This window comes from Corynebacterium sp. HMSC065D07, assembly GCF_001810695.1.
Lineage (GTDB): Bacteria > Actinomycetota > Actinomycetes > Mycobacteriales > Mycobacteriaceae > Corynebacterium > Corynebacterium hesseae.
Genome location: NZ_KV802425.1, coordinates 38,444 through 63,915, shown reverse-complemented (window position 1 = coordinate 63,915; position 25,472 = coordinate 38,444). Strand labels below are relative to the sequence as shown.

At 60.4% G+C, this 25,472-nt stretch carries 23 protein-coding genes, 1 tRNA gene, 1 other RNA gene and 1 pseudogene; 14 read left to right on the top strand and 12 right to left on the bottom strand.

Annotated elements, in window-relative coordinates:
• Position 1: 1 nt before the first annotated feature.
• Positions 2–805 carry a serine hydrolase domain-containing protein gene (locus tag HMPREF2760_RS01980; RefSeq protein ID WP_070596523.1) on the top strand — a complete coding sequence of 268 codons (804 nt, stop codon included), beginning with the start codon at positions 2–4 and terminating at the stop codon, positions 803–805.
• A gap of 399 nt (positions 806–1,204) precedes the next feature.
• The gene (locus tag HMPREF2760_RS01975) at positions 1,205–1,639 is read left to right on the top strand and encodes a hypothetical protein (RefSeq protein ID WP_070596522.1); all 435 of its coding nucleotides are present in this window, start codon (positions 1,205–1,207) and stop codon (positions 1,637–1,639) included.
• Between the two features lie 3 nt (positions 1,640–1,642).
• Here HMPREF2760_RS01975 and HMPREF2760_RS01970 read toward each other — a convergent pair whose 3' ends face one another.
• Together HMPREF2760_RS01970 and HMPREF2760_RS01965 are read right to left on the bottom strand one after the other, a co-directional pair.
• A complete protein-coding gene (locus HMPREF2760_RS01970; protein WP_070532705.1) occupies positions 1,643–2,422 on the bottom strand; it encodes an HAD-IIA family hydrolase in 780 nt (259 codons plus the stop codon).
• Positions 2,419–2,721 carry an acyl carrier protein gene (locus HMPREF2760_RS01965; RefSeq protein WP_070519714.1) on the bottom strand — a complete coding sequence of 101 codons (303 nt, stop codon included), beginning with the start codon at positions 2,719–2,721 and terminating at the stop codon, positions 2,419–2,421. The genes HMPREF2760_RS01970 and HMPREF2760_RS01965 overlap by 4 nt, the downstream gene beginning before the upstream one ends.
• Positions 2,722–2,747: 26 nt before the next feature.
• Between HMPREF2760_RS01965 and HMPREF2760_RS01960 the strand changes: the two genes are divergently transcribed.
• Entirely contained in the window at positions 2,748–3,761 is a 1,014-nt protein-coding gene (locus HMPREF2760_RS01960) for an alpha/beta fold hydrolase (RefSeq protein ID WP_070596521.1), read from the top strand.
• A 237-nt stretch (positions 3,762–3,998) separates the two neighbouring features.
• On the opposite strand, the gene aceE is transcribed toward HMPREF2760_RS01960, so the two are convergent.
• Positions 3,999–6,755 (bottom strand): pyruvate dehydrogenase (acetyl-transferring), homodimeric type, encoded by a 2,757-nt coding sequence (gene aceE, locus HMPREF2760_RS01955; protein WP_070596520.1) that lies wholly within the window; start codon positions 6,753–6,755, stop codon positions 3,999–4,001.
• A 173-nt stretch (positions 6,756–6,928) separates the two neighbouring features.
• Here aceE and HMPREF2760_RS01950 point away from each other — a divergent pair, with 173 nt between their 5' ends.
• The 3 genes from HMPREF2760_RS01950 (at position 6,929) to HMPREF2760_RS01940 (ending at position 8,835) form a co-directional block, all read left to right on the top strand.
• Positions 6,929–7,366 carry a DUF3052 domain-containing protein gene (locus HMPREF2760_RS01950; RefSeq protein WP_070517365.1) on the top strand — a complete coding sequence of 146 codons (438 nt, stop codon included), beginning with the start codon at positions 6,929–6,931 and terminating at the stop codon, positions 7,364–7,366.
• Between the two features lie 109 nt (positions 7,367–7,475).
• Positions 7,476–7,548 (top strand) — tRNA-Val (locus HMPREF2760_RS01945).
• 333 nt (positions 7,549–7,881) lie between these two features.
• Positions 7,882–8,835 carry a tyrosine-type recombinase/integrase gene (locus HMPREF2760_RS01940; protein ID WP_168164087.1) on the top strand — a complete coding sequence of 318 codons (954 nt, stop codon included), beginning with the start codon at positions 7,882–7,884 and terminating at the stop codon, positions 8,833–8,835.
• Between the two features lie 564 nt (positions 8,836–9,399).
• Here HMPREF2760_RS01940 and HMPREF2760_RS01935 read toward each other — a convergent pair.
• Both HMPREF2760_RS01935 and HMPREF2760_RS01930 read right to left on the bottom strand, forming a co-directional pair.
• A complete protein-coding gene (locus HMPREF2760_RS01935) occupies positions 9,400–10,437 on the bottom strand; it encodes an AAA family ATPase (protein WP_070596518.1) in 1,038 nt (345 codons plus the stop codon).
• Between the two features lie 70 nt (positions 10,438–10,507).
• Positions 10,508–11,185, bottom strand: coding sequence for a hypothetical protein (locus HMPREF2760_RS01930; RefSeq protein WP_070596517.1), 678 nt, complete (start codon positions 11,183–11,185; stop codon positions 10,508–10,510).
• 687 nt (positions 11,186–11,872) lie between these two features.
• Between HMPREF2760_RS01930 and HMPREF2760_RS01925 the strand changes: the two genes are divergently transcribed.
• Together HMPREF2760_RS01925 and HMPREF2760_RS12830 are read left to right on the top strand one after the other, a co-directional pair.
• Positions 11,873–12,424 carry a recombinase family protein gene (locus HMPREF2760_RS01925; RefSeq protein WP_070596516.1) on the top strand — a complete coding sequence of 184 codons (552 nt, stop codon included), beginning with the start codon at positions 11,873–11,875 and terminating at the stop codon, positions 12,422–12,424.
• A 68-nt stretch (positions 12,425–12,492) separates the two neighbouring features.
• Positions 12,493–12,666 (top strand): hypothetical protein, encoded by a 174-nt coding sequence (locus HMPREF2760_RS12830; RefSeq protein ID WP_168164086.1) that lies wholly within the window; start codon positions 12,493–12,495, stop codon positions 12,664–12,666.
• A 220-nt stretch (positions 12,667–12,886) separates the two neighbouring features.
• On the opposite strand, the gene HMPREF2760_RS01920 is transcribed toward HMPREF2760_RS12830, so the two are convergent.
• The 4 genes from HMPREF2760_RS01920 to HMPREF2760_RS01905 all read right to left on the bottom strand — a co-directional run bounded on the left by HMPREF2760_RS01920 (position 12,887) and on the right by HMPREF2760_RS01905 (position 15,947).
• On the bottom strand, positions 12,887–13,126 hold the full coding sequence (locus HMPREF2760_RS01920) for a hypothetical protein (protein ID WP_070596515.1): 240 nt from the start codon (positions 13,124–13,126) through the stop codon (positions 12,887–12,889).
• Positions 13,127–13,526: 400 nt separating this feature from the next.
• Positions 13,527–14,303, bottom strand: a complete 777-nt coding sequence (locus HMPREF2760_RS13025; RefSeq protein WP_083304469.1) for an excalibur calcium-binding domain-containing protein — start codon at positions 14,301–14,303, stop codon at positions 13,527–13,529.
• Positions 14,304–14,440: 137 nt separating this feature from the next.
• Positions 14,441–15,424: an SURF1 family cytochrome oxidase biogenesis protein gene (locus HMPREF2760_RS01910; RefSeq protein WP_070596513.1), complete on the bottom strand. Its 984-nt coding sequence runs from the start codon at positions 15,422–15,424 to the stop codon at positions 14,441–14,443.
• A gap of 31 nt (positions 15,425–15,455) precedes the next feature.
• Positions 15,456–15,947 carry a low molecular weight protein-tyrosine-phosphatase gene (locus HMPREF2760_RS01905; RefSeq protein WP_070596512.1) on the bottom strand — a complete coding sequence of 164 codons (492 nt, stop codon included), beginning with the start codon at positions 15,945–15,947 and terminating at the stop codon, positions 15,456–15,458.
• 102 nt (positions 15,948–16,049) lie between these two features.
• Here HMPREF2760_RS01905 and HMPREF2760_RS01900 point away from each other — a divergent pair, with 102 nt between their 5' ends.
• The 5 genes and pseudogenes from HMPREF2760_RS01900 (at position 16,050) to HMPREF2760_RS01880 (ending at position 20,670) form a co-directional block, all read left to right on the top strand.
• Positions 16,050–16,898: a Nif3-like dinuclear metal center hexameric protein gene (locus HMPREF2760_RS01900; protein ID WP_070596511.1), complete on the top strand. Its 849-nt coding sequence runs from the start codon at positions 16,050–16,052 to the stop codon at positions 16,896–16,898.
• Entirely contained in the window at positions 16,899–17,615 is a 717-nt protein-coding gene (locus HMPREF2760_RS01895; protein ID WP_070596510.1) for a zinc ribbon domain-containing protein, read from the top strand.
• Positions 17,612–18,781, top strand: coding sequence for a bifunctional RNase H/acid phosphatase (locus HMPREF2760_RS01890; RefSeq protein ID WP_070596509.1), 1,170 nt, complete (start codon positions 17,612–17,614; stop codon positions 18,779–18,781). Before HMPREF2760_RS01895 ends, HMPREF2760_RS01890 begins: the two co-directional genes overlap by 4 nt.
• Positions 18,782–18,796: 15 nt before the next feature.
• An RNA gene (rnpB, locus tag HMPREF2760_RS01885) (RNase P RNA component class A) lies at positions 18,797–19,231 on the top strand.
• A 36-nt stretch (positions 19,232–19,267) separates the two neighbouring features.
• Positions 19,268–20,670: pseudogene (locus HMPREF2760_RS01880) on the top strand (RNB domain-containing ribonuclease).
• Here the strand turns inward: HMPREF2760_RS01880 and HMPREF2760_RS01875 are convergent.
• On the bottom strand, positions 20,667–21,938 hold the full coding sequence (locus HMPREF2760_RS01875) for a galactokinase family protein (RefSeq protein WP_070596508.1): 1,272 nt from the start codon (positions 21,936–21,938) through the stop codon (positions 20,667–20,669). The pseudogene HMPREF2760_RS01880 and the gene HMPREF2760_RS01875 overlap by 4 nt on opposite strands.
• 146 nt (positions 21,939–22,084) lie before the next feature.
• On the opposite strand from HMPREF2760_RS01875, the gene HMPREF2760_RS01870 reads away from it, so the two are divergent.
• Positions 22,085–22,273 (top strand): hypothetical protein, encoded by a 189-nt coding sequence (locus tag HMPREF2760_RS01870; protein ID WP_070596507.1) that lies wholly within the window; start codon positions 22,085–22,087, stop codon positions 22,271–22,273.
• Between the two features lie 135 nt (positions 22,274–22,408).
• On the opposite strand, the gene HMPREF2760_RS01865 is transcribed toward HMPREF2760_RS01870, so the two are convergent.
• Together HMPREF2760_RS01865 and HMPREF2760_RS01860 are read right to left on the bottom strand one after the other, a co-directional pair.
• Positions 22,409–24,133, bottom strand: coding sequence for a CYTH and CHAD domain-containing protein (locus HMPREF2760_RS01865; RefSeq protein WP_070596506.1), 1,725 nt, complete (start codon positions 24,131–24,133; stop codon positions 22,409–22,411).
• Positions 24,134–24,243: 110 nt separating this feature from the next.
• On the bottom strand, positions 24,244–25,107 hold the full coding sequence (locus HMPREF2760_RS01860; RefSeq protein ID WP_246816455.1) for a DUF2786 domain-containing protein: 864 nt from the start codon (positions 25,105–25,107) through the stop codon (positions 24,244–24,246).
• Positions 25,108–25,472 lie beyond the last annotated feature (365 nt).

Below are 25,472 nucleotides of genomic sequence, written 5' to 3'. Positions count from 1 at the left end.
CATGAGCGCATTTTCTTCCCTTGAGTCCTGGCCAGTCGATACCGTTGCCGCCGCCTTGTTGCACCGCGGCGAGGTAGTAGAGCAGCTGGGGGATGCCTCCCGCCGCTTCCCGGTGGCCTCCGTGACCAAGCTGGTGGCCGCCTATGGGGTGATGGTGGCCGTGGAAGAAGGGGCGGTGGAGCTGGATCAGCCGGCAGGCCCTGAAGGCTCCACGCTGCGCCACCTCTTGGCACATGCCTCGGGCGTGGGCTTTGATTCCCGCGAGCCACAAAAGCCCGTAGGGGAGCGCCGAATCTACTCCTCGGCCGGCTATGAATGGGCCGCCGAGGAAGTAGAAAAGGCCACCGAGATTCCTTTTGCTGAATACCTTGCTGAAGGCGTGTGTGCTCCTCTGGGCATGCGGGCCACTACCTTGGAAGGCTCGGCCGGGCACGGTTTGGTTTCTAGTGTGGAGGATCTCGCTGCCTTTGCCGGCGAGGTCTATTCGCCGCGCCTGCTCGATCCTTCGACGGTGGAGGAAATGCGCAGCGTTCAGTTTCCGGGACTGCGGGGCATCGTGCCCGGCTATGGCAGCTTCAAAGACTGCACGTGGGGGTTGGGCTTTGAAATCCACGGTGAGAAGCAGCAGTGGATGGGTGGCTTGCCCGCCGATGCCGTGGGGCACTTCGGCATGAGCGGTACCTACCTGTGGGTGGCTGGTGACTGGGCCATGGTTGCGCTGACGGACCGCGATTTTGGCGAGTGGTGCAAGCCTTTGTGGGCCGAGACCAACACGGCCATCTGGCAGGAGTGCCAGGCGGGCTAGCCGGGGTGGCATGACGGTGTTGAGCGTCGTCGCGGCGTACCGTAGGGCGCCGCAACGGGGGTAGTGGGGTAGCTGTGGCGACAACGCGCGCGTGTTGCACGCGTTGGCTTATGTGACTGAAGTGATTGATGGGGCGATTTTCGGGGTGGAAGTCTCAAGTTCTTGTTGAGGCTGTGGGGGCTTAAGCGCAGGTTGAGGGTTGTTGTGGCTCAAGTGGCGGGGGAAAATTGTGGGCACACAACGACGCACCGCGTGGCCGCATACTGCGGCGACACCAAGCGGTGTTCGCGCCTCGGCGCGAGTGACGTGATGAAGACAAGTTCGTAGGGGAAGACGAAGCTCGTCTTGCGTCGGCGCATGCCGGCGTGCCATCACTCGCACGTCAAAGGAGTTTAAGGAGTGAATCAACGCGTTCACCCGCAGCTGGCCGGTGACACCGCGCCGGCCGCTTCAGCCACCCCACTTGGCAGCCCGGCAGATAGCTGGCCCAACCGCGCCTGCGGTGAGGTCTGCACCGCCGTGCTGCAGATCTCGGGCATGCCGCGCAACCTGCGCCCTGCCATCGAGCGCGCCATGGCGCGCTGCATCAGCAGCGAAAGCGAGTTCATAGTGCCTGGTGATGACCCGCTGACCGCCCAATGGTGTACCCGTTGGCACCGCGACCCAGTATGGGATCCGCTTAGCGGCCGCGTTCCTGACAACGCAGGTGGCCTCGGGATAGGCTGCCAGCAAGTTATTACGGGAACGCCCAGCGAACTGGACGCGCTGGGCCGCGCCGTGGAGATGTTGGCGGGGGAGTACGGGTTCAGGGGCGTCGTCAAGCGTGCGGTCTAAGTCCTAGTCCGCGAAGGGATCGAGGATGCGCTCCGGAAGCTCCGCCACGGAGTCAATGACGTGAGTCGGGCGGAAAGGGTAGCGCTCGATGATGCTGTCATCACTGATGCCGGAGCGCACCAGGATGCTGCGCATGCCGGCCTCCAGACCGGACTTGACGTCAGTATCCATGCGGTCACCGATCATGACGGTATTTTCCGAGTGCGCGCCGATGTTATTCAACGCGCTGCGCATCATGACGGGGTTCGGCTTGCCCACGTAGTAAGGCTCGCGGTTGGTTGCCGCGGTAATCAGCGCCGCAACCGCACCCGTGGCCGGGAGCACGCCCTGCGGGGCCGGGCCCGTGACGTCCGGGTTGGTGGCAATGAAGCGCGCGCCGTTGCGGATAAGGTTGATCGCCGTGGTGATGGCTTCAAAAGAATAGGTGCGGGTCTCACCCAAGACCACGAAGTCCGCGTCGCGGTCGTTGAGAATCCAGCCGGCCTCGTGCAGGGCGGTGGTCAGGCCGGACTCGCCCACGACGTAGGCTGTGGACAATCCCGCCTGGTTGGACAGGAAGGCCGCCGTGGCCGTCGCCGAGGTCCAGATGCGCTCCGCCGGGATGTCCAGACCGGTGTTCTTCAGACGTGCAGAGAGATCCCGCGGGGTGGACATCGAGTTGTTCGTGAGCACCATGTACTCGATGTTGTTATCCTTCAGCGCCTGGATGAATTTATCCGCGCCGGGAATCATTTCCCCTTCCTTGATGAGGACGCCGTCCATGTCTGAGAGATAGGAAATCACGAGTGTTCCTCCACATAATCAGCAAGTTCGCCCACCGTGGTGACGGAGAGCATGGTTTCTTCGTTGAGGCGGACCCCGCAGGCCTCTTCGAGACGCACAGCTAATTCGATGCGCTCGAGCGACTCAACCCCCAGGTCCTCCAATTTCGCTTCGCGCTCCAGGCCTTCCTCCACGCCGGTCACCTTCGTGATGAGGCGGGTGAGCTCGCCGTATGCGTCCCCGGCTGGGGAAGCTTCTTTTTCTTCTGCCGGCGCGGAGCCGAAGCGGGCTTGGAGTTGCGCTGAAAGGTCATTAGCCATGGGGCCCAGTCTAGTATTGAAATGTCATGGTTATTCGAGCACGTTCCTCCGCCATCGCCCGCAGCTGGTCGCGCCGGGCCCGCCCTCGCATGCGCTCCATCGAGCACACCGTCCACGGTCAGTTGCATGATCTCACGACAGAGCCGGGACTGACCGGGGTGACGGACTCGGGCTTCGTGGACAACGACGGCGTGCGCGTGGCATGGTACGAGGTAGGCCCGCAGGACGCGGAGGTCACCGTGGTTTTCATCCACGGCTACTGCTTGTCTGCTGAGAGCTTCTACTCCCAGGTCAACAACGTGCGCCGCAACTACCCTTCGGTGCGCTGCCTGCTTGTCGACGTCCGCGGCCACGGCCAATCCACCCACGTCGCCCCCGCGCAGTGCACGGTTCGGGGCGCGGCCGATGACGTGCTGGCCGTTATCGCTGAGCGCGCCGCCGAGGGGCCGTTGGTGCTGCTTGGGCACTCGATGGGCGGAATGATTGCGCTTAACCTGCTGCGGCGCGCCCCGCGGGAGGTCTTTCACCGCGTTAAGGGCATGACGCTGGTGGCTACCTCGATGCAGCGCTTTGCGGCCGAGGGTGTGGCGCGAGTCTTGGAATCGAAGACTCTGGGCATGGTCTATCGCGCCTGTTTGCGGTTGCCGAGCCGGCTCAACCGCGTGCGCTTCGAGGCCGCCGCACTCATCGCCCCGGCCTTCGCGGCGCTGCTGCAGGGCTTCCCGCAGATGGACAAGCTGCAATTCCACGTGGCGATGCTGCTGGATACCCCGATGTCGAGCTACGCAGGCTTCTTCGACGACTTGGTGGAGCACTCCGAGTTCGGCGCGGCGGCCAGGCTTAGAAACGTGCCGGGCGAAATTGTGGTGGGCAGCCTCGACATCGTGACCCCGCACCGCCAATCGGAGGTCATTGCCCGCCACTGGCCGGATTCCACCCTGACTGTCATCGACGGCGCCGGGCACATGGTCATCTTGGAGGAGCCCAGCGAGGTCTCCAAGGCGTTGGGGCGCGTCCTCGATGGAGTGCTGGGTAGCTAGGGTCTGCTGCTGATTTTGGCAGAGGCTTGTGCCGGCGGCGGTCGGGCCATGCGCGGTGCCCGAACTGCCCGTTCTGCCAAAGTTATAGCCTCTGTTTCAAGATCTGGCCAGAACTTTGGCAACAACGGCAGTTGCCCCTCGGCTTGAACATGAGTTGAACATGAGTTGAACATGAGTTGAACATGAGAAAGCCCCTCCTGCTCAGGCAGAAGGGGCTTGAGGTTTTAGGCTCTAGCCTTAGTCCTCATCGGAGGACGTGGAGAGGGTGGACGTCGGGTCGTCGAGCTTGAGCTCGCGAGCCGCCTTCTCCACGGTGCTGCGCTCCACCTTGCCCTCGCGAGCCAAGCCCTCGAGGACTGCGACGACGATGGACTCGGCGTCGGTGTTGAAGTAGCGGCGGGCACCCTCGCGGGTATCAGAGAAGCCGAAGCCGTCTGCACCCAGGACGATGTAGTCACCCGGGACGTAGGGGCGAATCTGCTCCTGCAGGTCCGTGGCGAAGTCGGAGACACCAACGAACGGTCCCTCGAAGCCCTTGAGCTGGGAGGTGGCGAATGCCTCGGTCGGCTCAACGCCCTTGCGCAGAGCTTCCTTGTTGCGGGCAGCGCCGTCGCGAGCCAGCTTGACCCACGAGGTGACGGAGAACAGCGAAGCCTTGACGTCGTAGCTTTCAGCCAGGATTTCCTGGGCGCGCAGAGCCTCGTACATACCCACACCGGAGGCCAGGATGTTGGCCGGGATGGAGCCGGACTCCGCGGTGTTGTAGTGGTAGATGCCCTTGTGCAGGCCTTCGACGTCGAGGTTCTCCGGCTCGGCCGGCTGCTTGACTGGCTCGTTGTACACGGTGATGTAGTACATGATCGGCTCGTTGTCTTCGCCGTACATGCGCTCGATGCCGCGCGGAACCAGGTGCGCAATCTCGTAGCCGAAGGCTGGGTCGTAGACCTCCACGGCCGGGTTCGTCGACGCCAGGATCGGGGAGTGACCGTCCATGTGCTGCAGGCCCTCGCCGGTCAGGGTGGTGCGGCCGGCGGTAGCGCCGATGATGAAGCCGCGGCCCAGCTGGTCGCCGGCGGCCCAGAAGGCGTCACCGGTGCGCTGGAAGCCGAACATCGAGTAGAAGATGTACAGCGGAATCATCGCCTCGCCCTGGGTGGCGTACGAGGTAGCAGCTGCGGTGAAGGAGGCAGCTGCGCCTGCCTCAGAGATACCCTCGTGCAGAATCTGGCCGTCGGCAGCCTCGCGGTAGGAGAGCATGAGGTCATGATCCACCGGGACGTAGTTCTGGCCACGCGGGTTCCAGATCTTCAAGGTCGGGAACCAGGAGTCCATACCGAAGGTGCGGGCCTCATCCGGAATGATCGGCACGACGCGCTTGCCCAGCTCCTTATCGCGCATGAGCTCCTTGAAGGTACGCACCAGAGCCATGGTCGTGGCTACGTCCTGCTTGCCGGAGCCCTTGCGCACCGAGCGCAGCTTGGACAGATCCGGGGTGGTGAGAGTCTCGAAGTCCTCACGACGCTCCGGCAAGAAGCCGCCCAACTCGTTGCGGCGCTCCAGCATGTACTTGATTTCCGGGGCGTCCTTGCCCGGGTGGTAGTACGGCGGCAGGTACGGATCGGCTTCGAGCTGCTCGTCGCTGATCGGGATTCCCTGCTTATCGCGGAAGAGCTTCAGATCCTCCAGCGTCAGCTTCTTCATCTGGTGGGTCGCGTTGCGGCCCTCGAAGTTGTGGCCCAAGCCGTAGCCCTTAATGGTGTGGGCCAGGATGACCGTCGGGCGGCCGGTGCCCGCGTAGCTCAGCGCCTTGTCGTAAGCGGCGTAGATCTTGCGGTAGTCGTGGCCGCCGCGGCGCAGTGCCCAAATCTCATCATCGGACATGTCCTCAACCAGCTTGAGCGTGCGCTCATCACGGCCGAAGAAGTGCTCGCGGACGTAGGCGCCGTCGTTAGCCTTGAAGGTCTGGTAGTCACCATCTGAGGTGGTGTTCATGATGTTGACCAGGGCGCCGTCCTTATCGGCTTCAAGCAGCTTGTCCCAGCCGCGGCCCCAGACAATCTTGATGACGGACCAGCCGGCACCGCGGAAGAAGGACTCCAGCTCCTGAATGATCTGGGTATTGCCGCGCACAGGGCCGTCGAGACGCTGCAGGTTGCAGTTGACCACGAAGGTCAGGTTGTCCAGCTCGTAGAGGGAAGCCATCTGCAGCAGACCGCGGGACTCCGGCTCATCCATCTCGCCGTCGCCGAGGAAGGCCCAGACGTGCTGCTTGGAGGTGTCCTTAATGCCGCGCTTTTCCAGATACTTGTTGAAGCGTGCCTGGTAGATGGCGTTGATGGGGCCAAGGCCCATGGACACGGTGGGGAATTCCCAGAAGTCCGGCATCAGGCGCGGGTGCGGGTAGGACGGTAGGCCCTTGCCCTCGCCGCGCGAGTGCTCCTGGCGGAAACCGTCGAGTTCTTCCTCGGTGAGGCGGCCTTCCATGAAGGCGCGTGCGTAGACACCCGGTGAAGCGTGGCCCTGGAAGAAGACCTGGTCACCGCCGGAGGGATCATCCTTGCCCTTGAAGAAGTGGTTCAAGCCCACCTCATACAGCGGGGCAGCGCCTGCGTACGTGGAAATGTGTCCACCGACGCCAATGCCTGGGCGCTGTGCGCGGTGCACCATGATGGCCGCGTTCCAGCGGATCCAGCGGCGGTAGCGCTTCTCCAATTCCTCATCGCCCGGGAACTCCGGCTCGAGGGAGGTCGGGATGGTGTTGACAAAATCCGAGGACGTCAGGGACGGCAACGGCACGCGCTTGGCGGTAGCGCGCTCAAGAAGACGCAGCATGAGGTAGCGGGCGCGCTCCGGATCGGAAGAGTCCAGAAGACCGTCGAGGGAGTCCATCCACTCGCGGGTTTCCTCCGGGTCGGAGTCGTGCAGGTATGCTGCCACGCCATCGCGAACGATGGGGAAGTTGGAGTCGCCGTTGTGGGCGTCCAAGTCGGCCATTAAATCCTCCTGGTTCGTAGTACAAAGATCTGTTCCTAGGATACGCGCCGCTTTCACGGCGGGGCATTTGGAGGCCCCCAGGGGTGGTTTCATGAGGGAAAATTTCCACCACTGGGGAAGATGGGGGGAGGTTCGTCGCGAAAAAGTGCACCGTAGACGTTAAAATACTCTGCATGACATCAACTACTTCATCGGAAGGAACTCAGCGAGTGACGGGATTTGCAGCCAAGCTCGGCATCGAAGAGGGGCAGATTGCTCTGGAGCTTGGCTGGGACGAGGACTGTGACTCCACGATTTCTGAGTCCATCGAGGACGTGTTGGGGGAAGATTTCCTCGATGAGGAGACCGACGAGCTGTGTGACCTCGTGCTGCTGTGGTGGCGCGCGGAGGACGGCGATTTGGTCGATGGGCTGGTCGATGCCACCCGTCCCCTGGGTGATTCCGGTCGTATCTGGCTGCTGACCCCAGGCGCTGGAAAGCCGGGCAACCTCGAGCCCGGTGAGATCTCCGAATCCGCACAGCTGGCTGGTCTGGTGCAGACCAAGGCTGAGCGCCTCGGTGAGTGGCAGGGCTCCTGCCTTGTAGCTCGCGGCTACACCAAGAAGCCTTAAAGTAACCGCAGGATATGCCTGCTCACGCGGCATTCGCAGCGACTAGTTGCACCCTGATTTGTTGCTGCGGGTGCCCATAGGCTAATCTTGTGCGAGCACACAGTGCACTGCGGCTTTAGCTCAGCTGGAAGAGCAACTGGTTTACACCCAGTAGGTCGGGGGTTCGATCCCCTCAGGCCGCACAAAACAGCAGGTCAGGCCCCCTTTTCGGGGGGGGTTGGCCTCTTTGTGTTTCCACCGTTTCCCCTGCACAGGGCGATTTCAGTATAACCCAACCACCGAAACGTGTACCCCCGCCCGAGTACATGTATCGGGGGAGATATTGCACGTTTATGGCACGGAATTCATGGGGCGCTACGCGCGAATTACCAAGCGGACGCTGGCAGGCCACTTACCAAGGGCCGGACAAACAACGCTACAAAGCGCCGGACACATTCAGAGACCGGCTAGACGCAATGGCGTGGCTAGCTGCGGTGCGCAAGGAGATAGACCTAGGCGCGTGGGAACCACCGGTGGTGAAGAAAACACAGACCAAAATTCCTACGGTAGGGGAAATGGTGAGGCATTGGCTGGCGTTGACCAAGCCACAGGTGCGAGCTTCTACGTACAAGGCATACGAAGAATTCGTAACAGCACGGGTGCTAGGAAATGAAACGCTGTGCGCTATTCCAGTAGATAAACTCACGCCGGTAGCCGTCGCAGCGTGGTGGCAAGAAACTGTACAGGCATTTCCGGCATCGAACCACCGCAACGCTAGGGCGTATCACAAACTCCGGGCTGCGATAGCGCTGGCTGTGGAATACGGCTATCTGCCCACGAACCCAGTGGCGATTAACGCGGCCAGGACACGGGCTAAATCAAAGGCTAAAGAACTTCCAACCACAGCGGAGCTTAGGGCCATTCTGGACAACGGTCCAGAGCGCTACCGGCTTATAACCGTGTTGTGCCTCTTCCACGGGCTTCGGATAGGCGAAGCACTAGCCGTTAAGAACAAACACTTCGTATTCGACACCAACGGGGCCAGCGTGCGGGTTGAGGGGAACCTTGTCAGAGTCCCCAATGGCAAAGGTGGTGTGAAGATGGCGTTTCATCCTCCGAAGACAAACGCCGGATACCGCACGGTGCCGTTGCTTCGTGAATTCGTTCCGGTGGTGATTCGGCATCTCAAAACTTTTGCTACGCACCCAGAGGAATACGCAACGCTTACTAAAGCCGGTGCGGTGGTCTTTGATACTTCCTACCGCAGCGTGTTCAACAGAGCTAAACAACGCGCCGGGATTGATAAGCCCATCACGCCACACTACGGCCGGAACTTTATCATCACGCGCCTTGCAGAGGCAGGCGCTACGCCTAGGGAGATAGGAAGAATCCTAGGCCAGGAAGATGTATCAACCATTGTTAATGTGTACATGAAGTCAAGGGAGGCCCGGCCAGTAGAGCTTATGCGCCGGGTAGACCTTGACGATTAGACGTTGTTGGGGCAATGAGGCTTAGGCTCATTGCACAGGACGGTGTGTGTAGCCCTTCGTAGTCTGAATACTCAGGTCTACCAACTTCCTTCGTGGGAAAGCGTTGTTGCTTTCCCCTTCGGAACACTATTGTCCTTGGTGGCCTATGCCGAAGCTCACCGCTCCTGCCTAGTCCACACACAACACTTGGTTCTTCGTAGAGCGGACAATCGCCGCTCCACTCAGATTTACTTAACAGTCCTTCGTTGGAGCCGCCAGAATACGGCTCCCACTCAGTCCATAGTGGTACGTCCCCTGCGTGGAGCAGCCAAAGCCTGCTCCCCTTCGGGGTGTTTATCGTTCGTTATCAACGACCGCCTAAGCCGGTCGCTAATACTCACTCTCCGAAGAAAGCGTAGCGCCAAACAGGTTTGTCGCTTAGAGGATGAACGAACGATAGTGAGTGTATAAGGAGCCCGATTTCCCGAATCCCACGCCTGTGACCTGCGGAAACGTAAACCGGCGGGAAAACAGTTTCCCGCACTGTAACGCTTCTACCTGCACAAACGTAGAAAACGGGAAAACTTAGGACTGTACAAATCCCGCCTTCGCATCCCATGCCAGAGTGCTCATGCCGTTGAGCTTCTTCTTTACGGATTCAACGCTAAAGGGCTTACCACGATTGTTCTCGAAACCGCGCTTGGTCAACTCAGCTACCACAGCTTCACACACCGCTTTCTTCGTGGTAGGGCCAGGGATTGATTTAGCAATCTCAGCCATAACAGCCTCTGCCGCGTCTGTGTCCGTTGCCGCCTTCGGTTGCTGCGAATCGACCAAACTTAGCCGTCCATTGTCGCCTAGGGACACCTTCACAGGCTCATCAAAGCCACCGGCGATATTGCCGTTAAACCTCAGGGTGGTAAACGCTTTGTTACCCGCCATCTTGAAGCCGACAAGATGCCGCATAAGGCCAGCAATAGAACTATGCCCACTCGCAGCGCCTACGGGGTCTCCGTTGTAGCCCTTATTAGCGTGATGCACGAACAGGACAGGGACGTTAGCAGCGTTGAATCTGCTGGCCACGGACAGAATAACCCCAACCGCGTCTAGGGAATTTGTATCAACGCCTCTGCTCGCGCACAGGCCAGGAATATGGTCAACAACGACTAGTGCCAGGTTGCCAGCCTCTGCGGCTGCGTACGAACTCTCTGGCACTGTACCGCCAGCGGCGGCCTGGTCAATCCACACACGATTAATGTCAGCGTCTGCGGCTATGAGACGGCTTAGATTCTCCTTCGGGCCGTTGGATTCGGTGGTGACGAATAAAACGTTTCCCGGCGCGCTACCGCGTGTTGAATCTACACCAAGAACAGGCCTGCCGCGTGTGATAGCAGCCGCTACCTCTACAGCGGTTTGAGACTTACCAGACTTCGGCGCACCGACAAACATGGTGTAGGAATCACAGAGAATTCCCGGGTAAATCCATTCATCTAAATCGTTGTCAAATAAATTCAACCAATCCTGTGCGGAACGCTCCGGTAGTAGTGAAGAGAAATACTCATCCACCATTGCCTGCACCTCGTCATCTGTGTATCCGGTGTTATTCAATGAAATCTCCTTCATATCGAAAACTAGTTGTCCATGCCTAAGGCCCCGGTGCGGGGCATCCACACCGGGGTAATCAAAGCAAGACTTAGGCCATGGCAAACGTCCTAAGCCACTGGCAGTAGCCCATCTGCGGCGGCGGCGTAACCGCGTCATCCTCCGTGTCGGTGAACTCGGCTCGCGCCGGGACAAGGGGCGTACCAAAACCATCAACACCTGCCATGCCATCGCCTAGGCCAGCGTATGAAGCAATCGGGGCCAGGTGCTCCGGTGCGTTGAGATACCGCGTTACCGCGCGGTGGTCGTGCTTGTAACCGTTGTACGAAGCAGCGCACGGCACGATATTCCCGGCGGTGTGGCCAGCGCTGCCCTTAATCGCCAACGCTTCAATATGGTCAAGCTGGCGCGTGTTCGGTAGGCCAGGTTCGCGGGTTAAATCAACGCCGGTGTAGTAACAACGCCACGGGTCAATCCCGTTGCGTTCCCACGTTTTTAGCAGATGTTCGACGCTGAACCTCTTACGTCGTCTGCCTGCCTTAGCAGCACGCTTGAAACCGTTATCCAATGCGCCTTGCAATCCGTCGTTGCGGTTGTGGCGCTCACGGGCGCTGGCGTTGCGGCATTCCTTGCACCGGCCAGCTTTGCCGTTGGCTCCGGTACGGTCATTATCAAAGCCGGATTCGAGTGGCTTTATCTCACCGCAGCGTGTGCATTGGCGTAGCCCAATTTCTGCTAGCTCCGCTCGGCGTGTGCGGAACTCTGCCATAGTAGTCGTTCTCGAAATCGTTTATCTTCCTCTCTCAAAGCGGAGGGCGCTTGCGCAAATTCAGTGCATCGACTAAGGTTGCTACCAACGCCCTCAGGGTGAACAGACCAAACTCAGAATTAAAAAAGACCACCCGTCAAGTAGCAGCTTGCCGGGAGTTTAGGCATTTCTGAGCACTCCTCAGTATGCCCTATGGCACACGCCGTTGTCAAGTTTTTGACGAATTAAATTCATCGACTTCGCAACCCCGGCGCGGGTTTGCAGGCGCAATACGCTTCGGTGGTGATACCGGGGGCGGGGGCATGGCCCCTGCCCCTATCGGGTGTGTGTTTGACGTGCTAGAGGTGTCCACAGCTCTGTGAATCGTGCACGGGTGCCGCGTTGTTAGCGGGGGACGCTAGCGGTGTGGCGGCTCCGTGTTGCCGTTGTCCGTGCCAAAGTGCAAGCCTAGGTGTTGCAATCCCAACTCAGCCACAAACCTGCGGCAAAGCCTGCCTAATCCAAACCCAGTGTGTGCACGGTAGTCCCTGCGAGGGTGTCCGATAGACTATACCCCTGCGGACACCGGGGGCGGTGTACGTATCCCCTGTACGATAGGGTGCTAATCCCTATTTATTGACACTGTGTACGCCGGGTTATAGACTCCAACGTACACCCCGGTACATTCTCACAAAGGACGCTAAGCAAATGTCAGTAATCGGATACCAGCGCGTAAGTTCATACGGACAAAACGAAGAACGCCAATTATCAGATGTAGATGTAGACGAAATGTTTACGGACAAGGCCAGCGGCAAAGACACAAACCGCCCGCAGCTTAGTGCTGCTATCCGCTACGCCCGCAAGGGGGACGTGTTCGTGGTGCACTCTATGGACAGACTCGCACGCAACATCGTTGACCTACGCGGGATAGTGGAAGAACTAAACGCCAAAGGCGTTGCCGTGCGATTCGTGAAAGAAAATCTGGTCTTTACGGGCGAAGATTCTGCTATGAATAATCTTCTACTCAACATGCTTGGTGCAGTAGCGGAGTTCGAGCGCTCACTAATCAAAGAACGCCAGCGTGAGGGTATCGCCATCGCAAAGGCCAAAGGAAAATACAAAGGCCGTAAACCATCGCTAACCCCGGCACAGGTCAATGAAGTTGTAGAGCTTAAAGCCAGCGGCGTATCAATCGCAGAAATCGCCCGTCGCTACGGCGTATCACGTCCTAGCATCTATCGTGCTTTGGAAAACAACTAAAACACACCGTGCGCGGGGTGTATTGGGTAATATGAACAAGTCTCTATCGATTAAGTAAAGGAAGTGACATGCTTACTAACGCAGCTGAATTTTTCATCGCAAACCCGGATATGATTAATCCGGAGGCCGTTAAGTTGGTTGCCGGTGTATTCTTCGGTGGCCTTGCGGCACTCGCTCTAGGTGTTGGTTCCAGCATTGCAGGACCAACCGCGCTACTGGCATCCTCTATGGCAGGCGCATAAGTCTACAAAGCCAGAAACGCCCCGGTACCTTGAAAAAGGGCCGGGGCATTCGTATTCCTAGACTACGTAAACCTGTGTCGCTGTAGTTCCGGAAACGCTGGTACTAATCCGCGTCATATCCTGGCTAGCTATCCATTCGGTTACAGACGCTGGTACATGCTTTGGATACGGCAATTCGTAGGTAAGACGAACACCATTGGCTAGCGTTTCGAGTTCGTAGTTAAACACCGGGGATAAACCACCTCTCGCGCTCACGGCCAGAAACGAAGTAGTCGTTATCGCCTTCGTCATCGTGTAGCACGCACAGCCCGGCGCGCCGGGTGTATTCCAGCACCGGAGCCACCAACGGGTGCCAGTCTTGCAGCACAGCGTCATGCGATAGCTGTAGCCGTCCCTCCACGTTGTTCACGCTCACCAAGAACGGGATACTCAGCCCGTCCAACTTCGTCGCTGTATCCATTACAGGCGCTCCTTAATCTCCTTATTGCACGTTTATTGCACGCGCATGGTTTGGTAGAGTTTCTACCCAATGCAGGAGCGCTAAAAACACCGCTAAACAGTGCGTTTACCAACAGGGATAAACCACGGGTTCGATCCCCTCAGGCCGCACAAAATGGAAGGCCAAACCAACTTTATGGTTTGGCCTTTTACTTATTCCCGGGTTGCTCCCAGATGAGGGGGATGAATGAATCACTTACGCAGGTCCGCGAAGGCCACTTTTTCAGCGTAAGTGTTTCAAACTGCTTTTCCAGAAGTGCCCCCAATCTTAGGTGGCGCTAAACGGAGTCTGTGTGGGAAGCGTTAAGTACATTTAAGGCGAAGCTGTTAGGGACGCCTCGAGTAGTACGAAGCTCTTGTTGCTAACCGACCTTGTCGCAAGCGATACCGTCGCCGTCGCGGTCTAGGCGTCGACTATAGCCGGGGCTTCCCGCAGTCATATGAGAATAGCCTGCTTCTCGGGCTTCCTTGCAGCTTCTAAAATTCAAATCAGCTGGCGGCTGATCAAGCTGAGGCGCCGGCTGTTGCTCAATCTGCTGTTGTTCTTCGAGCTCCTGCTGTAAACGTTGCTGTTCAGCCTCAGCTGCTTCTTGCTCGGTCTGACGCCGTTGGGACTCCACAATTTCCTCTTGTTTGCGTCGCTCTTCTTCTGCAGCACGAATCTCGTTGTCGCATTCTTCTGTCCAGCCTTGTGAGCCATCAGTGAAAAATGTATTTTTAGCCCCATCAATGGGTTCACATCGATCAATTTGCTTCGGCGGGGTGCTAGTTGTAGGCGACTCTTCGGTGGTCTTGGGGGCCGGTGACTGGGTCGAGGTTTCTGGCTCAGTTAGATGTTCGCCGGAATCTTCTTGACTCATACTTGAAGAACTAGGAGTGATAAGTCCTCCGACGAGTGCCGAGAGAATTGCAATTGCTGTAATGATGCCCCAGTGGCGTTTAAGTGGGGCGGCACCATTAATCTCTCGCCGTTGGTGTAACAGATACCAAGCACTAGGAAGGACAAAGGCTAGGCCTATGAAGAGTCCTCCAGCAATGCTTCGAAAAGATCCTGAGGCAATACTTCCTACGATTATCAGTGCGCCGAAAATGATTCCGCCCCAAGCGAGGAAGTTCTTAAACTTTAATTTCTTGTTCATATGTACAAATGGTGAGAATCCAAGTAGGAACTCGGTATAAGCCCTAGTGATACTTGGTAGTTGGTAACTCTAGTTATTGCAGTCTACTGCGCTTGAGCAGGGGACGAAGGAAACTTGAGCTCACTAATATTCAGGTGCTAGTAGCGCTCCTGGCCGCGCTCGCGAATCTTCTCGTAGAAGTCCGGCTTGGCGGAGCCATAGCGTGAGCGGGAGCGGCGCGAAGGCTGCGTGGCAGCCGCAGGCGTCGAAGGCGGGGCAGAAGGCGTCGTAGCATCAGAGCGCTCGCCGGAAGGATCCTCGTGCGCGGAGCTTTCGACGTCCGCGGCCGCATCGGGGGTGCCGGTACCGGCACCGGTGGCGGCCGCAGTGGCCTCAGCAATCAGGGCATCCTCATCGCGGGCGCGGCGGCGCTCCCGAATCTCAGACCACACGAAGTAGGCAAACCCCAGCGGTGCCATCACACCGAAGGCAATCCACTGGTAGCCATAGGACAAGTGGTTGCCGCGGTCCAGCTTTGGAACCGGCAGCGCATGCAGCTCACCTGGCTGCTCGGGGGAGAGTTGGAGGTAGTCGTGGGCTAGGGGGACGTCGACAAGCTCTGCAATCTGCTCCGTATTGATGGAGTAGACCTGCGTATAACCCTGTTCCTCAATGGGTGCGGAGGTGTGCTTGCGTTCGTCGTAGCGCGCCATGCCCACGATGGTCACCTTGTCCGTGGGCGCCGGATCGATGTGGGGGACGGAGTTGCCCTCGTCCGTGGGCATCCAGCCGCGATTGACCAGGAAGGTCTCACCAGACTCGGTTTCAAAGGGGACCAGCGATTGGAATCCCGGGGCGGACTCCACCGGGCGCAGGCGCAGGAGGACCTCATCCTCCGGGAGGTAGTGGCCGGTTAGCTCCACGCGTTCCCACTCCTTGTGCAAGGATCCATCATCAGAAAAGACTTCGGTGACCGGCTGGGGGTCGGCGTCGTAGGCCTCCTCAATGAGGTGGTTGCGCTCCACAATCTGCGCGTCCTTATTCAGCTGCCACGGAGCGAGCACTGTGAAAGACAAATAGGAAAACGCGACGATGAAGATGAGAAAGAGCACCCACCCAGGCTTGAGGAATGTCTTGAGCATGATGATCAGTCTAGTAGCCGCGCAGAATTATCTAGCCGTGGTTCTCTTTAATCCACTCGAGCAGGCCCGGAACGGAAGCATCGATCTCACTGCGGGTGCGGGCGAAGTCCTCCTCCGTGCCGTAGAAAGGATCCTCCACGCTGGCATCCTCCGGGGAGTTCGGATCGAAGCTGCGCATGAGGCGCACCTTGTCTTCCGGGATGCCGCGCTCGATGAGGGCATCGCGGTGGCCGGTGTCCATGGCCACGAAGAGGTCCGCGTCCATGTGGTCCGGACCCAGCTGGGCGGCCTGGTGGCCGGCGCCATCGTGGCCGCCGCGGCGCAGCTCAGCCACGGCACGCTCGTCCGCGCCCTGGCCCACGTGCCAACCGCCGAGGCCGCAGGAAGAAACTCGCGCGAGGAGATCGAGCATGTCGGTCTCCATGGCGTCGCGGGTAATGATTTCCGCCATGGGTGAGCGGCAAATGTTGCCCGTGCACACGAAGACGATGTGGAGCTGGTTGTCGTTCTCCGGAGGCGTCATGCAAAGGCTCCTTAAGCTAGAGGGGTGCGCTGGCGAACGAAAGCTAGGATATAGCAGCGACGCGACTGACGTGAAACCTCAAGCCAACAAGGAGCATACGAGATGGCAGAACGAACAACCGTTGGCGAGATCCGCCGCGTAATCCACGAGGCCTACCCGCCGCAGCTGGCCGAGCCCTGGGATGCCGTTGGCCTGGTGTGCGGTGACCCCACGGACGAGGTGAGCACCGTGGCCTTCGCCTTGGACTGCACCCAGGAGGTGGCAGACAAAGCCGTCGAGCTCGGTGCGCAGATGCTCGTGGTGCACCACCCGCTACTTCTTCGCGGGGTGACCTCGGTGGCGGCAGATACCCCGAAGGGCAAGGTCATCCACACGCTGATCCGGGGTGGTGTGGCCCTGTTGGCCGCGCACACCAACGCGGATAAAGCCCGCCCGGGGGTCAACGACAAGCTGGCCGAGCTCGTCGGCATCACGCCTGGCCGCCCCATCGTCCCCGTGGAGCCCTATGAGAACCTCGACGAGGCCTTAGGGCTAGGGCGCGTGGGCGAGCTTGAGCAGCCGGTGACTCTGCGCGAATTCACCCAGCGCGTGGCCGATGCCCTTCCGGAAACCGAATGGGGAGTGCGCGCGGCCGGCGATCCGGAGCGCATGGTGAAGAAAGTTGCCGTCTCCAGCGGCTCGGGGGATTCCTTCCTGGACCAGGCGGCAGCGCTCGGCGTGGACGTCTACGTCACCTCCGATTTGCGCCACCACCCGGTGGACGAGCACCTGCGCGCCGCGCACCTGGCGGAGCCGGAGGGCCCGGCCGTGGTGGATACCGCTCACTGGGCCAGCGAGTTTCCCTGGACTGCCCAAGCGCGCGATATTGTGGAGGGCGCATTGCGCGTGAACACCGAGATCATCGATGTCCGCACCGACCCATGGACGATTTCTGCGCATAAGGAGAACTAAATGAAACTGCCACAGGACCTGCAGAACATCCTGCTGGAGCTGGCCACCCTCGAGCGCTCCCAGGCACACGGTGGAACCACCACCATCCCGGAGCAAGAGGAATACGAGAAGGCACAGGCTGCACACGCCCGGCTTGTCGACGCCTCCGGCTCCGCCCAGCTCGCCGTCGACGACATGGAACTGGAGATCTTGCGCATCCAGGCCGACGAGCGCAAGCTACGCCAGCGCGAGCGCGATGACAAGGCGCAGCTCGGCGCTGCGACCGACCCGGAGACCCGCAAGGACCTCGAGCACGATCTCTACGCGGCCAAGTCCCGTATCGCGGACCTCATGAGCGAGCTGCAGGAAGCCCACAACGAAATCCACGCACTGCGCGCCAACCTGGATGTCCACGGCGCCAAGGTTTCCGATTCCGAGCGCAAGCTCGAGGTGCTCAAGCGCGCGGCTGAGGCCGCCCAAGAGGCCGCGGCGAACCGCCCGGACCCGCAGGTGCGCATCGGCGAGCTGCGCGAGCAGCTACCCGCGGATGTCTTGGAGGAATACGAGACCGTGCGTGAAGAAAACGGCGTGGGTGCCGCTGCCTTCACCGGCCGCGGCTGCGGCGGTTGCTTCATCGTGCTGCCGCCGGCCGAGCAGAACGCGGTGCGCAACGCTGCTGCCGACGAGGTTCCGCAGTGCAGCGACTGCGGCTCCTACCTGGTGCGCCCGGCCTCATGAAGCTAGTCATCTTTGCTGACGGCGGCTCCCGCGGCAACCCCGGGATCGCCGGATCTGGCACCGCGGTCTATAACGAGGACCGCTCGCAGCTGCTCAGGGAAATCGCTTACGTCGTTGGCCAAAAGTCCACCAATAACGTGGCCGAATACCACGGGTTGCTGCGCGGCCTGGAGGCCGCGGTGGAGCTGGGCGCGGATGAGGTGGAGTTCTATATGGACTCCAAGCTCGTGGTGGAGCAGATGAACGGGCGCTGGAAGATCAAGCACCCGGATATGCAGAAGCTGGCCATCGAGGCGCGCCGCCTGCTGGATCAGATTCCTAGCTTTAGCCTCGAGTGGGTCCCGCGCGCGAAGAACTCTGTGGCTGATGCGCTCTCCAACGTGGCGATGGACGCCGCCGCGAAGGGCGATCCCGCGGGCATCCTCGACATGGGTTCCGGCGACGGCGCTGAGGCCGTCGCTGCGGATAGTCAGGATGCCAGCGGGGAGGTCGGGGGGACGTCGGCAAGCACGGCGTCCTCTACCGCAGCCGACTGGCGCCCCGAGACTGGACAGACCACCCGCTTCATCCTGCTGCGCCACGGGCAGACGGCGATGTCCGCCGCCAAGCAGTACTCCGGGCGTGCGAACCCCGAGCTCACCGAGCTGGGCAAGAAGCAAGCGCTCGCCGCAGCGCAAGCCCTGGCCGATACCCACATCGATGCCGTGGTGTGCTCGCCGCTGCGCCGCTGCCAGCAGACGGCCGCGGCCGTGGTTAAGGGCAGGGACCTGCGCGTGGAAACCGTCGAGGACCTCATCGAGGTGGACTTCGGACGCTGGGAAGGCAAGACCTTCGCGGAAGCCGATGCCGCCGACCCTGAGCTCCACGCGCGTTGGCTGAAAGACACGTCCGTGGCCTGCCCGGGCGGGGAGTCCCTGCGCGCCGTGCACCGCCGCGTCAGTGCCGCGCGCCGCGAGCTGCAGCAGCGCTACGCGGGGCAGACCGTTCTTGTGGTCTCCCACGTCAACCCCATCAAATCCTTCGTGCGCCAAGCACTCGATTCCGGACCGCAAACGCCCAACCACCTCTTCCTGGAGCTGGCTTCCGTGAGTGAGGTCGAGTTCTTCGACGGCGGTAGCACCCTGCACCGTTTCAACGATGTGGGGCATCTGGGCGTGCTGCGATAAACTAACAGGCGCGAATGAGCCGACCGGGCAAACGCGTTCCGTCGAACCGGCCCCTTCATGGGGCTAGGCGCGGGCCGAGGAAAGTCCGGACTCCACAGAGCACGGTGGTTGCTAACAGCAACCCGGGGTGACCCGCGGGAAAGTGCAACAGAAAGTAGACCGCCGCGTGCCTCCACTGCGTTTCGGCGCGGCGAAAGGGAAGCGGTAAGGGTGAAAGGGTGCGGTAAGAGCGCACCAGCACCGTCAGCGATGGCGGTGGCTGGGTAAACCCCACTGGGAGCAAGGCATCACGGCCCGCCACGTTAGCGGGCCCGATCAGGCGTTAGTAGGCTGCTCGCCGAAGCCTGAAGGTAGCTGCTTGAGCCAACTGGCAACGGTTGGCCTGGATGGATGTTTGCCACCGCGCCTTGGCGCGCGGCACAGAATCCGGCTTATAGGTTGGCTCATTCGCACCCACACTTTTATTTTTTGGAACAATGGGGCGGCATGAAACTGTATGCCGCGCCCTTGGACTTTCGGCCCATCGCCGAGGAGTTTTCCGTTCCGACCGACTTCCCGGAGGACGTCACCGCACAGGCCGCCTCCGCGCAGGACCGCTATGCTGAGCAGCGCCGCGACGCCCGCGACATCCCGCTGGTAACAATTGATCCGGCCGGCTCCATGGACCTGGACCAGGCCGTGTTCATCGAGGCGCGCGATGGCGGCTACCGCGTGCTCTATGCCATCGCGGATGTCGCCGCGTTCATCGAACCGGGTTCCGCACTCGAGCAGGAATCCCTCAAGCGCGGCCAGACCATCTACCTGCCCGATGAGCCCGCGCGGCTGCACCCGGCAGAGCTCTCCGAAGATAGGGCTTCGCTGCTTGCCGACGTCGACCGCCCCGCCGTCCTCTGGACCTTCGACCTTGACTCCGCAGGTGAGGTGGAGGACTTCTCGGTGGAGCGCGCGCTCGTGCGCAGCCACGCGCGGCTGGACTACGACCAAGTGCACGCCGACTTGGAGAAGGGCACGCTGCATTCCTCCATCGCCTTGCTGCCGGAGGTGGGAAAGCTGCGCCAGGCTTCTTCGCTGCGCCGCGAGGCGATCAACTTGCGCATTCCCTCGCAGCGCGTATCCGAAAGCAGCGATGGGGAGAAAGGCCACTACGAGCTGGTCATGGAGCCGCGCCATGAGGTGATGGACTATAACTCGGAGATTTCCTTGCTCACCGGGATGTGCGCGGGGAGGCTGATGGAATCACATGGTGTTGGTTTCCTGCGCACCCTATCGGCGGCCACCCCGGAGGCTGAGGCCACCTTCCGCTCTGAGGCGGAGGCCCTGGGCTTTGATCTGGGGGAGAGTAGCATCTCTGAATTCCTGCATTCCGTGGACGCGGATTCACCACGCGGGATGGCGGTGATGCGCGAGGCCCAGCGTTTGCTTCGTGGTGCTGACTACGTGTGGCTGGAGGATGGCCAGGCGGACGTGCACGCGGGAATCGGCGGCTACTATGCGCACGTGACGGCCCCGCTGCGGCGTCTAGTTGACCGCTTCGCCACGGAGGTCTGCCTGGCGCTCAGCGGCGGCTACGAGGTCCGCAGTGGGTGTGCGAGCGCGCCGGGGATGTCGTTTCCACGATGCGCTCGACATCGCAGCTGGCCTCCCAGGTGGATAAGGCCTGTTTGAACCTTACGGAGGCGACGGTCTTGGCGCCGTGGGTAGGCACCAACTTCGAAGCCGTGGTGGTCGATGGCGGGGAACAGCGCGAGAAGGCGCGCCTCTTTGTTCTGGACCCGCCGGTGATGGGGCAGGCCGTGGGGCACCCGGAGACCGGCAAGGAGACGATGGTGTCCTTGGTCAAGGCCGACGTTGAGGAGCGCGATGTGCTCTTCGCGTGGCCGGCGGACTAGTCCTCGGTGATTGCTGGGCTTCCGGCAGTAAGCGGGACGACAAGCAGGCCGTCCTCGGCCAAGTCGGCCGCGAAGTTTGTGGCCTTGGTGCTCGGGACGTAGGCGATGACCGCGGAGGACGTGCCCGCGTGGGCGGAGCGTGCCGCTACGGCGCCGCGCGCGGTAGCCAGCTGCGCGAGTTTCTCCGCGGAGCTGAATTCATACACGGTGGACAAGGCTGACTGCGATTGCGTGAGGAGCGGGAAAAGCTCGGTGCCGCGGCGCGAGCGCAAAGCGCGGGCAACTCCTTCGGCGCGCTCGGTTTCCTCTGAGTAGAAGGTCAGCCACGCGGTGGCTTGCGCGATGGTCGGCTGATTCTCGGTGCCGTGCACCTTGTGGACAGCAGCGAGCCACTCGAGGACGCGCTGGGGTGCATCCGGCAACAGGCGCAGCGAAGGCGTGCCGAAGGCGCGGCAGGCTGCGTCGATGAATTGCTCGCGGGTGCGAATCTCTGCCACGGCTTCTAAGGAATCGGCATCACTCGGCACGGCCAGCGCGAAAGCCGCGATGTCTTTGTTGACCATGTGCGGTGCCTGGGTGACGGAGCCGTCGGCGTAGTCGATGATGGTGATGGACTCACCAGCGCCGCGCAGCGCGGCGGAGTGGCGGGCGCGCAGCGCAGGGAATCGGGCGAAGGTGCCAACTGCTTGGGAACACACCTCCGCGATGCGGGCACGCAGCGGAGCATCATGCAGATCATCTGCGTTGCCGAGCAACGCTAGCGCTGTGGCAATGTCGATGGCTGCGGCGGCGCCGAGCCCGGTCGAATCGGGGATGTCGTTGACCACGGTGATATCGGCGCCGGCGGTCTCGCGGGTAAGGAGCTGGCGGTTGATCATGGTGTAGATGATGCCGCCGAGGCGCGCGGCGATGGCCCCTTCGGGTGCAGGGGGTTCGATGGGCTGGCCTTCGGAATCGACGCTGGGCTGTTGCTCCGCGGCGAGGGAAGAGACCTGCTCGAGGGAAATCTGGTCTTCAACGGTCTCGCCGTTGGTGTGCTCTAGGCGTACCTTGACCAGGCCGTCGCTGCGGGGGCTGACAGCTGCTGCCGCGCGGATGTTGGCCAGGCCCATGATGGCGATGCCGCCGTAGTGATCGATGTGCTCGCCGATGAGTGCCCAGGTGGCAGGGGCGCTAGCAACATGAGCTGCATCAGCGCCCACGTTCTCGCGGTGTGCGGCGCGAACGCGGTCGATGGCCGGGGTCGAAGGGGCAGTCCACAGGGGCATCGGGAAGGTTCTCCTTTGCTGGTGGCGATAGCCTGCCTAAAAGAAAGGGCAGGAGTAGGTGACCAATCTATTCTAACGGGCGAGGCCCGCGGGCGGTCTGTAGTGTGGGGTGCACTGATTACTTGCCCGACAGAACGGAGAAAACTATGGCTGAGGCTGACAACAAGTGGTTCTACGACCCGTCTACCGGCGAGGTATCCCAGGGAAAGGTGTCCGGCTGGGAGAACCGCATGGGCCCCTACAATTCCCGCGAGGAAGCCGAGCACGCTATTGAAATCGCGCAAGCCCGCACCGCCGCGGCTGATGCTGAGGATGCCGCCGAAGACGATAACTAGGCGATAGCTAAACGTCTCATGGCCGACCATGAGGGGGATGCGAAAAGCTCAGGCCCACACCACCGCAAGCAGGCGATGGTGTGGGCCGTTGTGGTGACTGCACAACTACACAGCCACGCAGGATGAGCCGGCGGCTTAGCGCAGCTTCTTGCGCAGCGGCTTAAACGCGGACTTGATGGCTTTAAAGCTGTCCGAGTAGGCGTTGAGTGCTTCCAACCCGATGACGCGCTCGCGCTGGTAGAGCAGGCCATAGCCGAAGGTATCCTCGCCCCGCCGGCGTGCGGTTTCTGCCAATTCGAGCAACTTATCGCGAGAGGTCACGGAATCCTGGAAGTCTCCCAAGACAGATTGCATCTGCTTGCAGGCCTTGTAGAGGTTCTTGGTCTTTAGCGTGGTGGCTGAACCAGCGGCCTCAGCTGCATAGCGCAGTTTCTTTGCGGCCTTGCGCATATCGTGGAAGTACTCTTCACGCTCGTGCAGCGTCAGCTCGGTGTTATCCCAGTTGGAGATAGCCTTCTTGTGGCGCTTGACCAGCTTGTCATAGGCCTGCTTGAGGTGCAGCGCCATCACCGTGTCAAGATCGTGGGACTCTTCTTCATCGCGTTTGGCGTGCTTCGGCGCATAGTCCTTCGCTGCGTCCTGCTGCTCAGATGATTCAGCGGAAACTGGAGCAGCGGAATCAGATTCCACCGCACCGTTGTCCCCGGCGCTGGTGTCTTCGTCAACCGAAGCATCCTCGGCGGCGACTGGTGGGTTGGAAAGGAATGCGTCGAGCGCATCGAGCAGAGCCAGGTACTGATCAGAATCGAGAGCAGCGATGACACGACGATGCGCGCGGCGGTAAGCGCGGCCCATATCGTGCGCGATGTGTTCGCGGGTGGCTTCATCAAGCACATCGGAGTCCTCGGAGGCGAGGAGGTTCTGCCAGCGCTCTTCCACGACCTCGGCGTCACGAGCAACGCCAAGCATGGCCGCAAGCTCCTTGAGATCGGACTCTAGGCGCTTGATCTCGGGGCCCACGACAATGCCGTGGAAGGTTTGAAGGTGGCTGCGCAATTCGCGGGTAGCAACGCGCATTTGGTGCACGGAATCCCACTCATCACGGCGTACCCGCGGATCAAACTCGACGAGCTTATCCCGATTAGCTCGCAGTGCTTCCACGACTGCCGCCGCGGGTGAGCCGGGTTCCACGTTAGACGTTGCGAGTGCTGGGGGAAGCTCGACATTGTTGATGGACTGTCCCAATGCCGATTTCAGCTTGGACGGTGAGGAGGAAACCCGCGCACCAGAACTGATCAACAGGGAAGTGGCATGCCGCAGTAGCGCGCTGCCCTCCTTCGTGCCGGGCAGTTCTCCTGCGAGCTCTACTTCCCACTCGCGCCACGTGCTCTGAGAGCCACCTGGTAGGAAAGAGAAGGCGGTGACATGGTCATCGCAGAACTCAGCGACAGGCTGCTCGTCCGCGTTGACGAGGAGCAACTCGGTGCGGTTGTTGTCCACTTGTGCAATGGGCTCGAGCGGGTGGTTACGGATCACCGAACGAACCTGGTGGAGGAGCTCGGCAGGGACTTCGTACTTGCCGTCGACGGGTTCACCGAGTTCGGCTCGGATTTCGGTACGACCTTCCGCGCCGGGAATTTTGATATGCCAGCCATCGTCATTTCCACCGGTGCGGCGCCGCAGCGTGATCTTCGCGTGAGTAAGGCGGAGATCCTCAGTGTCGTAGTAAATCGCCGACAACGAGTGGTGGCGAGTTTCTGCGACTCGGGCTACCTCATCGAGGCGGGCGAGATCTGGTACCGGGGTGGTTTCATCCACGGCGAACTTGGCTTCGATTTCAAGAAACGTCTTTGGAGACATGTACACACCTTCGTCGGGGAGCGAAATGATAAAAGAGGAGGTATAAAACCTCTGCACTGCCTTCTAGGTTACCTGGCTAATAGTGCAAATGTGCCAACCCTTGCTGGGTCTTAACCGGTGAGTTGGCGGCGCCCACCCAGGCCCGAGGAATCACCACCCAGGTGGGATTTCTCCGCGGCTGTTGCACCTGCGGACATCCCTGCGTGGTTCCTCATTGCTAAGGAGATGGTTCGCGAATTAGGGAAGAGGTGATCAGCTAGTGTTTCTGCCTTATGTCTGCGCACTTCTACCGCTGATAAAGATCGCTGAGCGAGGGCTACGTCGTCTTTCCTTTTGGCGTTGCTGCCCGCAGCCGAGTCTGCCTGTTTCTCGTCGTGAGGCGCCAATGAGGCGTTCGCTTCCTCCAAAAGCTCGCCAATGCGGGTGGCGTAGGCCAGAATGAAGCTTCGACGAAACGACGCCACATTGCCGAGTAATCGCGCGTTGTCGGCAGCCTCCCCATGGGTCATGTGCCATTCGCACTGCCGCAGGAGGGAAGCGAAAAGGTCGCTGACATGATAGATGTCCGCCTCGGCACCAAAGACGGTGATAATTCCCTTGGGGTGAAGCTTGAGGACGGTGCATCCATTTTGATCCGCGATGACGCTAAGAAGTGTGGTCTTGTGGTTGATATAGGGCGCGCTGATACGGATGCGTGTGGACACCACCGTGTCCGGGGATTCGGCGAGTGCCTCATCGAGACGGTGTCGTTGTTGAAGGCTTTGTGCTTTGGCAATGAGCGCGCTGGCTTCCTCTTCATAAGGAGTGGATTCTGCCTTTCGCAGAAGCTGGGTGATCTTGTTGCGGATCCGATTCTCTTTGCTGTCTTGGTTTGCTCGAGAACTAGTTTTCTCTGCAGTGAGCACGTCAACGTCACGCAGCGGGGGCAAGGCGGTAGTAGCGTCAATCAGCCGTATGAGGTCATCGGTCGACATAGTCATCGAGTTAGGTGGGGAGACGCTTAACCATTCCTTGCGCAGCGCAGTAGAATTAATCTGCGCGGGAATACGAGCGGCGGCACGATAAATAAGAGGGTGGCAAAAGCTGCCTAGGACGTGGAGTAGGTCCTTGGGTGACCACCCTTGACAGGCAGCTTGGCTAATGAGCTCAAGTCCTCGTGAGCTTAAGGTTCCGTGGTGTGCGTTCATGGCTGTTCCTAATTCAATCCTATGGGTACATCTGTTCGGTTGTGAGGTCATTCAAGCACGTGAAGTTGACATCTGTCCTAAGAGTCGAAAAAATTTGCCCCCGAGATACTCTTGTCAACTGGGGGAATAGTTGGCGGGGCGGGGGCAAAAGA

Bases quoted from the DNA above. Each gene is read 5' to 3' on its own strand.
- HMPREF2760_RS01930 (WP_070596517.1), bottom strand. From the start codon at position 11,185: ATGGCAGAGTTCCGCACACGCCGAGCGGAGCTAGCAGAAATTGGGCTA.
- HMPREF2760_RS01910 (WP_070596513.1), bottom strand. From the start codon at position 15,424: ATGCTCAAGACATTCCTCAAGCCTGGGTGGGTGCTCTTTCTCATCTTC.
- aceE (WP_070596520.1), bottom strand. From the start codon at position 6,755: ATGGCCGACTTGGACGCCCACAACGGCGACTCCAACTTCCCCATCGTT.
- HMPREF2760_RS01960 (WP_070596521.1), top strand. From the start codon at position 2,748: ATGGTTATTCGAGCACGTTCCTCCGCCATCGCCCGCAGCTGGTCGCGC.
- HMPREF2760_RS01890 (WP_070596509.1), top strand. From the start codon at position 17,612: ATGAAGCTAGTCATCTTTGCTGACGGCGGCTCCCGCGGCAACCCCGGG.
- HMPREF2760_RS12830 (WP_168164086.1), top strand. From the start codon at position 12,493: ATGCTTACTAACGCAGCTGAATTTTTCATCGCAAACCCGGATATGATT.
- HMPREF2760_RS01965 (WP_070519714.1), bottom strand. From the start codon at position 2,721: ATGGCTAATGACCTTTCAGCGCAACTCCAAGCCCGCTTCGGCTCCGCG.
- HMPREF2760_RS01905 (WP_070596512.1), bottom strand. From the start codon at position 15,947: ATGACGCCTCCGGAGAACGACAACCAGCTCCACATCGTCTTCGTGTGC.
- HMPREF2760_RS01900 (WP_070596511.1), top strand. From the start codon at position 16,050: ATGGCAGAACGAACAACCGTTGGCGAGATCCGCCGCGTAATCCACGAG.
- HMPREF2760_RS01875 (WP_070596508.1), bottom strand. From the start codon at position 21,938: ATGCCCCTGTGGACTGCCCCTTCGACCCCGGCCATCGACCGCGTTCGC.
- HMPREF2760_RS13025 (WP_083304469.1), bottom strand. From the start codon at position 14,303: ATGAACAAGAAATTAAAGTTTAAGAACTTCCTCGCTTGGGGCGGAATC.
- HMPREF2760_RS01980 (WP_070596523.1), top strand. From the start codon at position 2: ATGAGCGCATTTTCTTCCCTTGAGTCCTGGCCAGTCGATACCGTTGCC.
- HMPREF2760_RS01920 (WP_070596515.1), bottom strand. From the start codon at position 13,126: ATGGATACAGCGACGAAGTTGGACGGGCTGAGTATCCCGTTCTTGGTG.
- HMPREF2760_RS01935 (WP_070596518.1), bottom strand. From the start codon at position 10,437: ATGAAGGAGATTTCATTGAATAACACCGGATACACAGATGACGAGGTG.
- HMPREF2760_RS01860 (WP_246816455.1), bottom strand. From the start codon at position 25,107: ATGTCGACCGATGACCTCATACGGCTGATTGACGCTACTACCGCCTTG.
- HMPREF2760_RS01895 (WP_070596510.1), top strand. From the start codon at position 16,899: ATGAAACTGCCACAGGACCTGCAGAACATCCTGCTGGAGCTGGCCACC.
- HMPREF2760_RS01865 (WP_070596506.1), bottom strand. From the start codon at position 24,133: ATGTCTCCAAAGACGTTTCTTGAAATCGAAGCCAAGTTCGCCGTGGAT.
- HMPREF2760_RS01870 (WP_070596507.1), top strand. From the start codon at position 22,085: ATGGCTGAGGCTGACAACAAGTGGTTCTACGACCCGTCTACCGGCGAG.
- HMPREF2760_RS01950 (WP_070517365.1), top strand. From the start codon at position 6,929: ATGACATCAACTACTTCATCGGAAGGAACTCAGCGAGTGACGGGATTT.
- HMPREF2760_RS01925 (WP_070596516.1), top strand. From the start codon at position 11,873: ATGTCAGTAATCGGATACCAGCGCGTAAGTTCATACGGACAAAACGAA.